The following is a 14429-nucleotide window of genomic DNA, read 5'->3' on the forward strand; positions in this document are numbered from 1 at the left end:
TACATGCCGTTGCGCGGCATGTACAGGGCAGGGCGGCTGCGCTATTGCGCCACGCGTTTACGCTGAATACCGGGCCGGCTAGCGGCGGCCGCCCCAGCCCCGGCCACCGAAGCCGCGTCCTGCCCAGCCCCCGCCGCCGCCGCCAAAGCGGTCGCCTCCGAAGCGATCTCCGCCCCAGCCCGTATCGCTGCGTTGCTGGGCAAAGCGATCGTCGCTCCAGGTGCGTGCCTGACGTTGCCCGTCCAGGTAGCTGGATACATTGCTGGACGAGAAGTCGCTGCGCTGCATGGGCTGCCAGCCCGACGCGGTGTGCTGCTGCCAGCCGCCGTCGGCCGTGTGCTGGTAGACATGGCCATCGTGGTCGCCGTAGATATTGCCGTTGTTCCAGGCCACGCTGTTGCCGGTCTGGCTGTCGTGCTCGACGCCGCGACGATCGACGCTGCTGTCGTGCTCGCCGGCGGTGCCGCTGGCCGTGGTGCCGGATACGGTGGTGCGACCGGTCTCGGAATTGGTGCGTACGCTCTGCCGGCCCGCGTTCCATTGGCCATCGTCGTTTTCTTCGATACCCGAGCGGCTGGCGCCGCTGACGCCGGTACCGGTATTCCTGTAGGCGTCGCGCTGCCCGGCGACATAATTGCCGGAATAGGCGTTGTAGTCGGCGCCGCGCGAGCCTTCGAACCCGCGGCCCGTCGTGGGGTTGTAGCCCTGCGCGTGGGCCGTGCGCCATTCGTTGCCGGTCCAGTCGTTGTAGCCTACCGTACGGGTCACGGTGCCTTCGCGGCCCCATGCGCCATAGACGTTGGTCTGGTTCACGTCGACGCCCCGCGCGTAGGGGAATCCGGCGTACGGGCCCCAATATGGCTCGGGCCCCCATGCGTCGGCCATGGCGAAGCCGAACGCGAAGCCCGCTGCGGTGTCCAGTGCGGCGTTATAGCCGTAGGTGGGCGGGTAGCCTATCCACGCATCATCGACGACCACCGGCGGGTAGACATAGCCCGTACCGTACACCACCGTGCCGTCCGGGCTTTCGACCAGGCCCATGTAGCCCGGCGTATAGCCGACCACGACCGAGTCCGGCGTCGATCCATAGATCTGTACGTAAGTGACGTAATGCAGCGGCGATTCGGGGGGAATGCCGTAGATGGCCGAAGGCACCGAATCGGCTACGCGCCAGGGGCCCTGCGCCGAATCCGCCGTGAACCAGACGGCGCGCGACAAGGCGTAATACTGGCCGCCGTCGGCCTGGATGACGGGTACCGCGGTGTTGGTCGCATAGCGCAAGCTCGTGCCCGCGATGCGGTCGAACTTGGGCGCGCCGCCGATATAGTCCACATGCAGGGTCGCCTTGCTGCGCGATACCGTGGCTGTCTGCGGGATGGTCGAGGCGATAACCGCCTCTTTGGCCTGCGGGGTGCCGGGCACCGATGCCAGTACACCGGCTTGCGGGTCGTGGATGCCGATGCGGGCGAAGTCGGGGCTCAGCTTGTCGCCAGGAACATACTTCCAGGTGCCATCCAGCTGCGCGGCGCTGAACCAGCGCCCGGAAATCAGCAGGTAATAGCGGTTGTCCGCCGGAAGCATGAACAGGGCGTGATCGGCATTGTTGACTGCCAGGAGATTGGTGCCCTGCACCGGCCGCATCTGGGCTGGCCCTTGCAACAGCACCAATTCGGCGGGCTCGCTCGAGACAAGCATGGCGGGCGGCTGCGGGGCGCGTGGAGCCCCCTTTGCCAGCAGCGGATCCACCGGCGCCTGCCGGGCGGCCGCGGCCGCGACATTCAGCAAGCCCCGCGAGGGCGTTTCACTGCGCCACCCGTCGGACAGCGACCGCGACGTGTACCAATAGCCGGCCGCATTCAAGTGATAAGTGCCATTGGCGCTGCGCAGGATCAGGGCGCGGCTGTTGATGACACGCTGCCAGCCTTCGACCTGCTTGACTGGCCCGAGCACAGGCTGCCCGTCGATCATGACCAATACCGCGGGTGTGGATCGGACAAAGATGCGCGGGGGCGTGTTTTTCACCGGCACTGCGCGCAAGTCCGCCACATGCCTGGACGCGGCGTAGCTGAGCTGCAGGTCGCTCAGGCGCAAGGTCATCTCGACAGGCAGGCGTGCGCTGAATTGTTCCTGTATGGCCTGCGCCTTGTCCGGTTCGGTCGGGATTTGCACGCGCGCGATCTGCAATTGCGTCAGGTGGACTTCGCCGGCGGCTTTGTCCACATCGGCATCCGCGCTGAAATTGGCGACGCCGTAGGTGGGTTGGCCATTGGCGGGCCCTATCGCGATGGCCATGCGGCCCGTGATGCGATTGCCTGTCCAGGTGTCGACCTGCGGCTGGTAGACCTCGTAGTGCGTGCCGTGGAAGTCCAGCGTGCGCGGCCATTGTGCCGCGCTGCCGCCGGCCTGCTGTGCCGGGGCCGGTTGCGGCGCGGCAGTCGCGGCAAGCACGCCGCCGCCGCCGGCCGCCAGGGCCATCGTGAATAATGCTGCCGCGATCTTGGTCGCCCGCACCATAGGCCTCGCATTTGCCATGCTAATCGCTCCATGAGTTAGCCGTGCGGATGCACGCGGGAATTCCGTCGACTCAGGGAAGTTGCATGGCCGCGCTCGCCTCGCGCGGCAATCTCCAGGAGACAATCGCGGCGATGTGCAAATAGGTCCAGCGCGGCTCCGCTACGCCAAGGGAGCCAGAAGGCAAGGTAATACGCCCGCATCCGAAATACACATCACAGCAAGCGGGGCCGTCAGACGGGCACCGCCTCCTTTGCAACCCGGCCGTGTGATCCAACCCCCGCGTGCGGGGGGCGATATAGGGGCCAGATGGCTGTGGTATTTAATGTTATTTCGCGGGGGAATGTCCAGCGCTGATGATGGGCGTCGTCCGATAACAACATCTTCCAAGCCGCTCCGCCTTCCAGGACATCGCAGCGGCGCGGCGGCGTGGCGGCGCCACGCGCCGACCGCTCTGCGGCCAATGGCATCCTAGCCGGCGCGCGCCTGCCGAGAATTCCGAACGGCTACCGCAGCGTGGCGGGATGAGATTCAGCCCGGCTGCGTTGGCTGATCGACCGGAACTCGAACGCCTGCCACCGATAGGCGCCCGGGAAGTCGGTGTCTTTCCAGCCCAGGTCGATCGGATGCGAAGTCTCGACGTAGGTCATCGCCAGATCGAATAGCGTGCGGGCCTGCCTGGGCAGCGCACTGAGTTTGCATCGGCCCAGATAGTCCAGGATGGCGGGCAGGCGCGGGAGCATGGCATCGTAGAAGCCGCGCAGCTCTTCCAGACGTACGGAGTGCAGCCTGTGGAAGCGCCTTTCTTCCGAGGGCAATGCCCAGTCTGGCACGAAGTGTTCGAGGTCGGCGAATTCGTCCGGCAACGCCGATTCGCGGGGGGGGGTCTGGTCGGCCATGTTCAATCCTCTGCAAGCATGTCATCGATGGCGCGGTAATGGTTCTGGATCACCCGTTCCTGCTTGGACAGCACCGTATGCGGAATGGCGCCCGACAGTATGCCGACCAGATTGGTTTCCATGGTGTTCATATCCTCGCGTATTACTTCGCGCGCACGGGTTACCGAATAGGCCTGGGCGATTGCATCGACGGGATTGTCAGATTCATAGGCAAAGCGCCAGTTGCGGATCTCGGTATGGCCATGGTCGATCGGCCAGAAGGTCATGTATGAATGGGTGTTGGCCTGGGGGGCAAACACGCAGTTGGGGAAGATATGCACGATATCGAATCCCCACTCGTCAAAGCGCGAGGGGTTGATGCCGGGCGGTTGCGTAGAGAAGTCGAACTTTGGAAACCAGGGGAACATCGGCTTCGAGTAGCGGAAGACCACTTCTTCGGTAGGTGTTTTCTTGTGATTCTGGTTGCCGTGCGTGGAATAGCGGCCGAAATGCCGGCCGACTTCCAGGTAGGCGCGATGGCGGTCGGGATTGTTCGGCCCCCCCTGGTAGTCCGGCACGGTGTTCTTGTGTATGTAGAGATTGTGGTAGCCCTCGCTGAATGCGTTGGTCGCCAGGTTCCAGTTCGTCTTGAGCACCAGGCGGTGGTCGGCGATCTTGACACGATTCTTGGCAAAGCCCTGGTACTGGTCGTACATGTCGCCCAGGAACTCGCGCAGCGTTTCGCGCGGTTCGCGGTCGAGATTGATGAAGACGACGTCTTCCCAGGTTTCGCAGTGCACGGGCACCAGGCCGTACTGGCTTTTTTCCACATTGTCGAACTGGCTGGCGTCGGTGATGTTCAGCAGCCGCCCATCGGTGGCGTAGGTCCATGCATGAAACGCGCAGGTAAATGCCTTGGCGCAGCCATTGGGCGTGTGCACCAGCTTGTCTCCGCGATGCCGGCAGACATTATGGAAGGCGCGTATCTTGCCGTCGTTGGAGTGCACGATCAAGATGGACAGCCTGAGCGGCGGGATCTCGGTCAGCACAAAGCTGCCCGGTATCGGTATGTCTGTCGTACAGGCTGCCACCAGCCATGCCCGCCGGAATACCTTTTCGACTTCCTGCTGGTAGAACTCCGGCTGCATGCGCTCATACATCGGGATCCTGGTTTGCAGCCGGCTCATGTCGCCCGCGAATTTCGTTTCGATTTCTGCCATGGTGGTGGGTCGCGAAGATGGATGATGGGATACAGCGCGTCGGTGCCCTGCGTGTAAACCAGTGTAGATATGGCATTGAATTGGAGCTATATACGAATGCAGCATGTCGAAGATGCCGCATGGCGAATAACACTGCGTGCCGGGTGATGTACCCAGGGGGGCTGGTATGGAGACATCGGAAATACGCCTGTTTCGCGTTTTCCTCGTATTGATGGACGAGCGCAATGTCAGTCGCGCCGCCGAACGCCTGGGGTTGTCGCAGCCGGCCGCCAGCCATCTGCTGGCCAGGCTGCGCACGTGGTTCCAGGATCCCTTGTTGATCCGCTCGCGTGCCGGCATGGTGCCAACCGGCCGTGCCCTGGAGGTCGTCGAGATCGTGCGCAATATCGTGTTGCAGCACGATCGCCTCATGCGCCCCGCCCAGAAGTTCGATCCGGCGACATCGCGCCGCACCTTCGTGATCTCTGCCTCGGAGTTTTCCGAGCGCCTGCTGATGCCGCCGCTGGTGCGCTATTTGCGGCAAGAGGCACCCCATGTGAAGCTGGTCATTCGTGCGCCCGATCCCGAGCGTGCATTCGAAATGCTGGAAAACGGCACGCTCGACCTGCGCATTGCGTGGCTTACCGAGCCTTTCACGTCGCTGCGGTCCACGATGCTGCTGCACGATCGGCTGGTATGCCTGGCCGATCGCCGCCACGGCGATACGCTGACGCTGGACCAGCTTCTGACCATGCCCATGGTACGCACTTATAACTACAACCAGACCACGAACCGCCGCGTCATCGACCAGGCCCTGGAAAAACAGGGGCACAAGGCGTCCTGGACGTTCCTGGTCCAGAACTTTCAGGTGATTCCCGAAATGCTGGTGGGCACCGACCTGGTGGCTGTACTGCCGCGCATGCTGGCGCGGCTGTACGCCGACGAGCGTTCGCTACGGGTCTATGCGCCGCCTGTATCGTTGCCGCCGGTACGTTACGCGGCATATTGGCATGAGCGCTACCAGAAGGATGCCGAGCATCGATGGTTGCGCGCCGCCCTGACCATGGCGGCCAAGGGCGTGAATCGATAAGGCGGGCGAGGTCGGCCGGATGACTAGCTGCCGTCCCGTTGCACCGACGCCACCACCGCTTGCCATTTCACGAATTCGCCGCGTATGAATTGTGCAGCTTTGTCCGGGTCGGAATCGAGCACGGGCTGTACCGCCATGTCATCCAGGTCTTTCTGGAATGCCGTGTCCGCCACGACGGTACGTGTCGCGGCAACCAGTTTGTCGATCACGCCCTGGGGCGTTTGCGCGGGGGCGGACAGGATGAAAGCGGTTTCGGATTCGAAACCGGGCAAGCCGGATTCGGCCACGGTGGGGAGGTCGGGCATGGCCCTGGAGCGCCGGGCGCCCGTGACCGCGAGAATCCTGGCCTGGCCCGATTTGTGCAGGGCGATGGCGCCATTGAGTACATTGAAGTAGATCGGCACGCGGCCGGTGATCAAGTCCTGAACCATGAGGGTGCCGCCCTTATAGGGCACGGCGGTCATTTGCAGCCCCGCCTGGCTCGCGAACATGAGCGTGGTCAAGTGCACGAAGCCCGCGGGGCCGTTGGTCGCGTATGAATACTCGTTCGGATGCTTCTTGACCAGGTCGATGAACTGCTGCACGGTGTGGACGCCCAGGCCCGGATAGACTTCCAGGCAGAACGGCACCAGCCCGACGACGGCGATGGGCCGCAGGTCTTTCCGGGGATCGAAAGGCACCTGCATGGTCAAGGGGTTGATGACGTTGGTGCCCGTCGTTCCCATCAGCAATGTGTAGCCGTCCGCCGGCGCACGCACCACATCCGCCGTGCCTATCGTGCCGCCGGCCCCGCCCTTGTTCTCGATATGTATCGATACGCCCAGAACGCCCTCGAGCTTGTTGGCGAACTTGCGGGCAAAGACGTCGGTTGCGCCGCCCGGCGCCGCGGGCGTGACGAGTTTGATGGGCTGGCTGGGGTAGCGTTGTTCCCCGCCCGCTGCAGGTGCCGCATAAGCGCCCAGGATCAGGCATGGGGCAAGCGCCCAGCCCCGGACGAAGGCCCAGGGCCGCGATATCCCCTGGCGTGGGTTCGCAGGGGATGCGGAGCAGGGGGACGCTGGCAGATGGCCGGCCATGGCGATAGCGTCGTTGGGCATCGCGGCTCCAGTGATAGTGATGGACGGCAACCCTATTGCACGTTGATGTTGGCTGCCTTGATGACCTTGCCCCAGCGCTCGTACTCTTCTTCCATGTACGCCTGGGCGGCGGCGGCGCTGCCGTCGCCCGGACTGAGGCGGATGATGCCCACGCGGGCCAGGTCGGCCTGGGCCTCGGGCGTGGACAGTGCGGTGTCGAGCGCGCGATTCAGCTTGTCGACGATGGCCTGGGGCGTACCCTTCGGCGCCAGCACACCTTGCCAGAAGCGCAGGTTGTAGGCATAGCCTTGTTCTGCGTAAGTCTTGACTTCCGGGGCGATGCTGGCCCGTTCCTGGGTATCGATGGCCAGCATGCGGATCTTGCCCGATTCCGCTTGTGGCCTGGCCATCGAGGCGGGCACGATCATGGCGTCGACGTGGCCGGCGATCACGGCTTCCAATGCTGGCGACGAACCCTTGAAGGGCACGTGCAGCAGTTCGATGCCCGTCTCGTTCGTGATCGCCGCCATGCGGACGTGCCCGCCGCTGCCCAGGCCCCAGCTGGCGAAGCTCAGCTTGCCTGGATGCGCTTTGGCGTAGTTGATGAATTCGTCGAACGAATCGAGATCCAGCTTGGCATTGACGGCCAGCACGGTGGGGCCGTATCCGACCACGGCGACGGGCACGAAGTCGTGCAGGGCGTCGTAGCGGATGCCGGGAAACAGATGGGGGGCGACCGAGTGCGTGTCGGCCACGGTGTACTGAATGGTATAGCCGTCGGGCGCGGCGCGTGCCACGTACTCGGTGCCTATCATGCCGCTGGCGCCATCGCGGTTTTCCACGATTACCGGAACCTTGAGTTGCCTTGACAGGTGATCCGCCGTCACCCGCGCCGGTATGTCGGTGCCGCCTCCGGCGGACCAGGCAACGATCATCTTGATCGGGCGGTCGGGATAAGGCGCCGCGCCGGCTGCGCCACACGCCATACAGGCGACGAGAAAACCCATGCCAGCGATGGAATTACGCATTGTCTCGCCACCCGTTTGGTAATTATGTGGAAGAGTTTAGGAGCGAGGCGCAGGGCGGTCTATGGTCGGTGATCTATATTCGTTATGCAGGATCGCGCATGATCTGTGGAATTCAGGACTGTGAAAGTCGATTTTTTCGCAGGAGGGTATTTCGGGTACTTCGGGCGTCATGGCTGGCCCAGGCTGGCACCCTGGCGCATCAGTTCTTCCCGGACCTCCTGGGCCGCAACGTCGCGCGGCACGATGTTCCGGCGGGCGGCGGCGGCGGCGCAGATACCTGCAGCCTGGCCGGTCGCCATGGCGATCGGCATCACGCGGTACGAAGAATGGGCCTCGTGCGTGCCGGATATGCATCGTCCGGCCACGATGACTTTGTCGATGCGTTGCGGGATCAGTGCCCGCAGCGGAATGTCGTAGGCATCGTCGGCCGGGATACGCTTGAGTATGGTGCCTTTGCCGGCAGGGTTGTGGATGTCGACCGGGTATGAGCCCCGCGCTATGGCATCGGGAAATTTGCGCGCGCCAAGCAGGTCTTGCGCGGTTAGCTGGTATTCCCCGACGATGCGCCGCGTTTCCCGCACGCCGACGTGAACGCCGCTTTGCACGGCATAGCTGTCCTGGAAGCCGGGCACGTATTTGCGCAGGAAGCGCATCAGCTGGTTCAGTTGGTGCCGGCTTTCCCATTCCGCCAGGGTCCAGTCCCAGACATCGGTGCCCAGCACCCGCGTCACGCGGGTGGAATTCACACTGACTTCGTGGGCGTGGGGCGTGCCGAAGAACAGAATGTCTTCCCGCGCCAGGTTCAGGTCTCCGTTTGCCGAAGCCTGCCGGACCAGGTCCCACAGCCCATGCACGCCACGCCATTGGCCCGGGTTCTGCCTGACGTACTCCTGGAAAGCCGCGGGATTGAAGTCGGCCATGCGAAACATCAGTGTCATGGGCTGCACCAGGCCGTCGGCCTCGCGGCCCATTTCGTAGCCGGCCCCCGCCAAGGCCGCGACGTCGCCGTCGCCGGTGCAGTCCACTACGGCCTTGGCTTTGATGACCAGGGGGCCGCTCTTGGTCTCGAACACCACACCCTGGACATCGCCTTCGCCAAATATGCCGCTGGCAAAGGAATGGAACAGCATGCGCACACCGGCCTGGTCCAGCAGTTCCAGCGCGGCCGACTTGAAGATTTCGGGATCGAAAGGAACGACATAGCCGGTGTCCAGCGAGGGCGCCACCGCGCCGCCGCTACCCACCAGGCGCTCGAGCAGTTCCTTGAGCACGCCCGCGATGACCGGATGCCCCGGGCCGTGGTCATCGGGCAGCAGGTTGGTCACGCCCAGTTTCTCGAAGGTCGGGCGCTGGGTGTGGAACGACATCAGCGGCATGACCAGCGCCGCCGTGGCATTGCCGCCCAGGAAGCCATACCGTTCCACCAGGATCACGTCCGCGCCGGCGCGCGCGGCCCCCACCGCGGCGCCGATGCCGGCCGGGCCGCCGCCCACCACCAGGACATCGGTCTCGGCCGCCAATCCCGCCTTGCGCGGGGGCAGCATCAGTTCCGGGATCCGGGCGGGCCTTTGAAGTACGGGCATCTCAGCTTCCTTCGCCGGTTTCCGCTTTGGGTGCCAGGCGGTCGAGCAGGCCGACGAGCAGCCGGTTGGTCTCGCGCGCACGTTCCTGCAGCGCGGGCAGGCGCCGCCGGATGCGTTTCTGGATGTTGGCGCGGAAATCCCATGAATGGTCGATGGAAGCCAGCAGTTGTCCTGGGCTGACGTCATGCAGGGGCGGGGTGTCCATGTCCAGATCCTGCAGCAGGCCGGTTACCTTGGACGCGTACGGCAAGGCCACGAACGGCACCTCTTGCAACGCCGAGAAGATAAGAAAGTGCAGGCGCATGCCGACGCAGAATTCAAATCCTCCGATGATGGTCATCAACTGGCCGGCGCTGTATTCGCCCTTGAGCACAGTGGCGCGCTGCGGGGTGCGCATGCGCGCCACCACGGCATGGCTATGCTGCAGATCCCGGTTGCCGCGCTCCAGCGGGATGAACACCACGTCGGCATCGAGCCGTTGCACTATGAAATCGGCTGCGTTGGCAAGCAGGTCGTGGTAGTGGTCCACGTCGATGCCGGGGGCGGCGGGCCCCGGTTCGCGCACCGAGAATCCGATCCGGCGCCGGGACAAATCCAGTCCTTCGCGCGTCAGCGCGGTTTTGGGCAGGCTTTGTGCCTTCATCAGCAAGGCAGGATCTGCCGTGATGTGTATCTCTTGGGGCAGGCCCACGTCTTCCAGCAGACGCAAGCCCTGGCGGTCGCGTACCGTGACCAATGCCGCCGGCGTCAGGACCTCGCGCACCAACTCGCGGTTGGACGAGCGCGCCAGGGGACCGGCGCTGACCGCGTAGACCACGACCGGCACGCCCAGCTCGTTGGCCATCTGCACCTCGCGTAGGTAGACGTCGATCTCCCCGTCGTAGAGCAGGCCGCCGCCGCCCAGAATGAACACATCCAGGCGGGCCACTTCTTCCCTGATCTCGTCGCGGGTGAGTTCGCGCACGGGGATGGTGCGATCGACCCGGTGCCGTTTCTCGGTGTCCTTGGCGTTGCGGGAGAACACCGTGATTTCGGCCGCCGTGGTCGCCCGCAGTTGCATCACGATGCTCTCCAGGATGGCTTCGTCACCCAGATTCAACCCCCCGTAGGAGCCGGAAATACCGATACGGAAGGAATGTTTTTTCTTCATGGCTGTTACCTTGTCTTGCCGCTGCCGTGCGAACGGCCCGGCGCCAGGCCTTTAAGCAGCAAGCGCCGTACCAGGGGCGGCAAGACTCGGACGGCTTCAGCCGTTTCCGGGTGGCAAGCCCGCCTCTGGCAGCTTCGCGATGACCTTGATCTCAAACTGGAAGCCGTTCAGCCACGTCACACCGACGGCGGTCAACGCCGGGTACGGCGCCTTGCCCCAGAACTCAGGGACGACCTTCCAGATGGTCTCGAACTTCGATTCGGGATCGACCATGAATACGGTGACGTCGACCACGTCGTCGAACGTGCTGCCCGCGGCTGCCAGGACGTTGTTCAGATTGTTGAATGCGAGCCGGACCTGCGCCTCCAGGCCCGGTTCGGGCGAACCGTCTGCGTCGCTTCCTACTTGCCCCGACACGAACAGGAATCCGTTGGACCGGATCGCCGGTGAATAACGATCCCGTTCGTAGATTGCCTGGCGCCCAGACGGGAAAACGACATTGCGCGTTGCCATGAATGATCTCCTTGAGTTGGCCGACACCGGCCCGATTGACGATGACGCCACTGTAGAGGGGCGGGCCGTCCAGATAAACGCGCAACTTTGTTCATCATTGTTTGTAGAATCCAAACAATTCACGAGCAATCTGGAGCCGCGATGGACCGTTTCGATGGAATGCAGGCATTTGCCCGCGTGGTGGAAACCGGCAGCTTCACCAAGGCGGCCGAAACCCTGCACATGAGCAAGACCAGCGTGACGCAACTGGTGCAGCAGCTGGAGGCGCGGCTGCGGGTCAGACTGCTTAATCGCACCACGCGCAAGGTCAACGTCACCGCCGACGGCGCGGCCTACTACGAGCGGGTGATACGGCTGCTGGCCGACATGGACGATGCCGAGACCAGCCTGTCCAGCGCGTCGGCATTGCCCCGGGGGCGGCTGCGCGTCGATGTGCCCAGCCCGCTGGCGCGCATGATCCTGGTACCGGCTTTGCCGGCATTCCATGCCCGATACCCTGACATCCAGCTGGATATGGGCGTCAGCGATCGTATCGTGGACCTGCTCGACGAGAACGTGGACTGCGTGGTGCGCGGCGGCGAGATCACCAACCAATCGTTGATGGCACGACGCCTGCCCGACCTGCGGCTTGGGGTGTACGCGTCGCCGGGCTACCTGGAGCGCGCCGGTTGGCCGTCCCATCCGCGCGAACTGGAAGACTCGCACCACCGCATCGTGGGTTTTCTCTGGGCACGCAGCGGCAAGACCTTTCCGTACGCCATGCACGGCACTGGCGAGAGCGTCACCGTGCAGGGGCGCTACGTATTGGCGGTCGATGACGGCAATGCCTATCTTGCGGCGGGCCTGGCCGGCCTGGGGGTGCTATGGCTGCCGGACTACATGTCAGGGCAGTACCTGGCGCGTGGCGAGCTGCTGCCCCTGTTCGAAGGCTGGAGCCTGGATCCGATGCCGATGTATGTGGCATTTCCACCCAACCGGCATGTCAGTGCCAAGCTGCGCGTATTCATCGATTGGGTCGTCGAGCTGATGGCGCAATACGCGCCTGCCGCCGACCCGAGTGGTGCATGACTGCAGCTGGACGGCTCCAGGCCCGGCGCGTGTCAGCGCGTAGCCAGGATGCGCCGGGCCGCCAGGGACCGGATGCCGGCCTCGTCCATGCCCAGTTTGTCGCGCAGCACTTCCTGTGTGTGTTGCCCTAAATTGGGCGCCCCGTGCCGGTAACGCACGGCGGATTCCGAGAACCTTACCGGGTTTGCCACGCCGGGGACCGGACGGCCATCACTACCGGGCATTTCGACCCGCATGCCTCGATGCCGCAGTTGCGGATGCTCGAAGACTGCCTGGTAGTCATTGATGCTGCCGTTCGGAATGCCATGGTCGGTCAGCCGCGCCAGCCAGTACGCCGACTCGTGCGCAGCGAAGGTGCGTTCGATTTCCGGAATCAAGGCCACGCGATGGATGATGCGTCCGCTACCCGTGGTGTAGCGGGGATCGGTGGCCAGGTCTGCGCGTTCAAGCGCCTGGCAGAAACGCTGCCATTGCGCATCGTTCCCGGCGGCTACGATGACATGGCCGTCGCGCGATCTCAGGACTTCGTAGGGAACCAGGGCCGGATGCGCATTGCCGTAGCGTGTGGGCACATCTCCCGTAACCAAATGGTTGAAAGCCAGATTGGCGCCGAACGCCGCCATGCAGTCGAGCAGCGCAAGATCGATGTACTGACCTCTTCTAGTAGCCTCGCGCCGGTGCAGCGCGGCCAGTACCGCGCTTGATGCGTACATTCCGGTCACGAGGTCTGCGATGGCTACGCCTACCTTCTGCGGCCCGCCACCCGGCCGGTCGTCGCGTTCGCCGGTCACGCTCATCAGGCCGCCTTCCCCCTGGAAGATGAAGTCGTATCCGGGACGCGCTGCGTAGGGGCCGGTCTGGCCATAGCCGGTGATCGAGCAATAGATCAGCCCGGGATGCGCGGCGGACAGCGATGCGTAATCCAGGCCATGGCGGGCCAGGTCGCCAACCTTGAAGTTCTCGATCACCACGTCAGCGCGCATGGCCAGGTCGCGTACGATCTCTTGGCCTTCGACGCGGGAAATATCCACTGACACTGACTTCTTGTTTCGGTTGGCAGCCGCGAAGTAGGTCGAACTGCGCGGTGCGCCGGTACCGTCGCCTTCTTCCGCGTCGGCTTTGGCATGGATGGCAGCCTCATGAGCGGTGTCATTGGCCGGCATCCACGGCGGGCCCCAGCTTCGCGTATCGTCGCCCATGCCGGGGCGCTCGATCTTGATCACTTCCGCGCCAAAATCGGCCAGCATCTGCGTACACCATGGCCCTGCCAGTATCCGCGTCAAGTCGAGCACGACGATGCCGGCGAGCGCACCCGCCTCGCGCTGGCCGGTGGCCGCGGGGAATGCGTCATTCAGGCTGGACATTCGCTTCTTTCAAGGTTTGCGCATAGATGGCGAGTTGGTCTTTGATGAAGGCTTCCAGTTCCGGCGGAGTGGAGCTTGCGGGCAAGAAGTTCTGGCGCGCCAATTGCTGCGCTACCTCTGTTTCCCCAAGTACCTGTGCAACCGCGCGAGACAGCCGTTCGATCCGGTCTGCCGGCATGTTGGCAGGCCCCTGCAGCGCGGCCCAGGAAGACACCGAGAATTTTGGAACACCAGCCTGTTCCATGGTGGGAATATCGGGGAAGGCCGGGCTGCGGATAGGCAGCGTGGTGGCCAGCATGCGTAGCTTGCCCTGGGCAACATACTGGCCGGCCGTGGTGGGCGTGGCGAACATGAGCTGAACGCGGTTGGCAACCAGGTCGGTGACCCCGGCGGGTTCGCCCTTGTATGGCACCTGCAGCATATTGACCTTGGATAACGAGAGCATCTGCCCGGTGGCGACGATACCGGTCGGGTTGCCCGTGGCATAGTTCAGCTTGCCAGGATGGGCGCGGCCGTAATCCAGCAGTTCTTGCAGCGAACGCACGGGTACCGACGAATTCACATACAAGAAGAATGAATAGCGCCCCACCATGGAAATGCGCGAAAAATCCTTGATGGGATGATAAGGAGGATTCTTGCGCATCGAGGGCACGGCGCAGAAACCGTTGGTGGACATCAGCAGGGTGTAGCCATCGGGGATGGCACGTGCCACTTCGGCCGCGCCGATCGCGCCGTCGGCGCCCGCGCGGTTTTCCACGATGACGGGTTGGCCCAGCGACTTCGCGAGGGCGCCGGCAATAATGCGCGTCACCGTATCGGTCGCCGTTCCCGCGGTGAACGGCACTACGATTTTCACCGGCTTGCTGGGATAGGTATCGCTTGCCAGAGTGGGTCCAGCGCAAGTGGCCATGAGCAATGCCGCGATATGCGGCATGAATTTACCAGCCATGAATGTCTCCTTTTTTATCT

General features: G+C 63.8%; 12 protein-coding genes. 2 read left to right on the plus strand and 10 right to left on the minus strand.

Translation table 11 applies throughout. The features are described 5' to 3' along the window. Nucleotides 1-78 precede the first annotated feature (78 nt). The 3 genes from KW845_RS12845 to KW845_RS12855 form a co-directional block, all read right to left on the minus strand. Nucleotides 79-2532 (minus strand): carbohydrate-binding family V/XII, encoded by a 2454-nt coding sequence (locus tag KW845_RS12845; protein ID WP_218369601.1) that lies wholly within the window; start codon nt 2530-2532, stop codon nt 79-81. 485 nt (nt 2533-3017) lie between these two features. Further along, entirely contained in the window at nt 3018-3410 is a 393-nt protein-coding gene (locus KW845_RS12850; protein ID WP_218369602.1) for a hypothetical protein, read from the minus strand. Nucleotides 3411-3412: 2 nt separating this feature from the next. Beyond that, on the minus strand, nt 3413-4609 hold the full coding sequence (locus tag KW845_RS12855; protein ID WP_218369603.1) for an aromatic ring-hydroxylating dioxygenase subunit alpha: 1197 nt from the start codon (nt 4607-4609) through the stop codon (nt 3413-3415). A 166-nt stretch (nt 4610-4775) separates the two neighbouring features. Between KW845_RS12855 and KW845_RS12860 the strand changes: the two genes are divergently transcribed. After that, a complete protein-coding gene (locus tag KW845_RS12860) occupies nt 4776-5678 on the plus strand; it encodes a LysR family transcriptional regulator (RefSeq protein WP_218369604.1) in 903 nt (300 codons plus the stop codon). 23 nt (nt 5679-5701) lie between these two features. On the opposite strand, the gene KW845_RS12865 is transcribed toward KW845_RS12860, so the two are convergent. From KW845_RS12865 to KW845_RS12885, 5 genes are all read right to left on the minus strand, one after another. Then, complete coding sequence (locus KW845_RS12865; protein WP_218369605.1) at nt 5702-6775, minus strand: tripartite tricarboxylate transporter substrate binding protein; 1074 nt, start codon at nt 6773-6775, stop codon at nt 5702-5704. 32 nt (nt 6776-6807) lie between these two features. Further along, a complete protein-coding gene (locus KW845_RS12870) occupies nt 6808-7782 on the minus strand; it encodes a tripartite tricarboxylate transporter substrate binding protein (protein ID WP_218369606.1) in 975 nt (324 codons plus the stop codon). 167 nt (nt 7783-7949) lie between these two features. Next, nucleotides 7950-9365, minus strand: coding sequence for an FAD-dependent oxidoreductase (locus tag KW845_RS12875; RefSeq protein ID WP_218369607.1), 1416 nt, complete (start codon nt 9363-9365; stop codon nt 7950-7952). A gap of 1 nt (nt 9366) precedes the next feature. Further along, nucleotides 9367-10515: a polysaccharide pyruvyl transferase family protein gene (locus tag KW845_RS12880; protein ID WP_218369608.1), complete on the minus strand. Its 1149-nt coding sequence runs from the start codon at nt 10513-10515 to the stop codon at nt 9367-9369. A 96-nt stretch (nt 10516-10611) separates the two neighbouring features. Continuing rightward, nucleotides 10612-11028, minus strand: a complete 417-nt coding sequence (locus KW845_RS12885) for a RidA family protein (protein WP_218369609.1) — start codon at nt 11026-11028, stop codon at nt 10612-10614. Between the two features lie 141 nt (nt 11029-11169). Here KW845_RS12885 and KW845_RS12890 point away from each other — a divergent pair, with 141 nt between their 5' ends. Next, nucleotides 11170-12096: a LysR family transcriptional regulator gene (locus KW845_RS12890; protein ID WP_218369610.1), complete on the plus strand. Its 927-nt coding sequence runs from the start codon at nt 11170-11172 to the stop codon at nt 12094-12096. Between the two features lie 32 nt (nt 12097-12128). Here KW845_RS12890 and KW845_RS12895 read toward each other — a convergent pair whose 3' ends face one another. After that, nucleotides 12129-13460 carry a CaiB/BaiF CoA-transferase family protein gene (locus KW845_RS12895; RefSeq protein ID WP_218369611.1) on the minus strand — a complete coding sequence of 444 codons (1332 nt, stop codon included), beginning with the start codon at nt 13458-13460 and terminating at the stop codon, nt 12129-12131. Further along, nucleotides 13444-14409: a tripartite tricarboxylate transporter substrate binding protein gene (locus KW845_RS12900; RefSeq protein ID WP_218369612.1), complete on the minus strand. Its 966-nt coding sequence runs from the start codon at nt 14407-14409 to the stop codon at nt 13444-13446. The genes KW845_RS12895 and KW845_RS12900 overlap by 17 nt, the downstream gene beginning before the upstream one ends. Between the last annotated feature and the right edge of the window lie 20 nt (nt 14410-14429).

This window comes from Bordetella sp. BOR01, from assembly GCF_019218885.1.
Taxonomy (GTDB): domain Bacteria; phylum Pseudomonadota; class Gammaproteobacteria; order Burkholderiales; family Burkholderiaceae_B; genus Bordetella_A.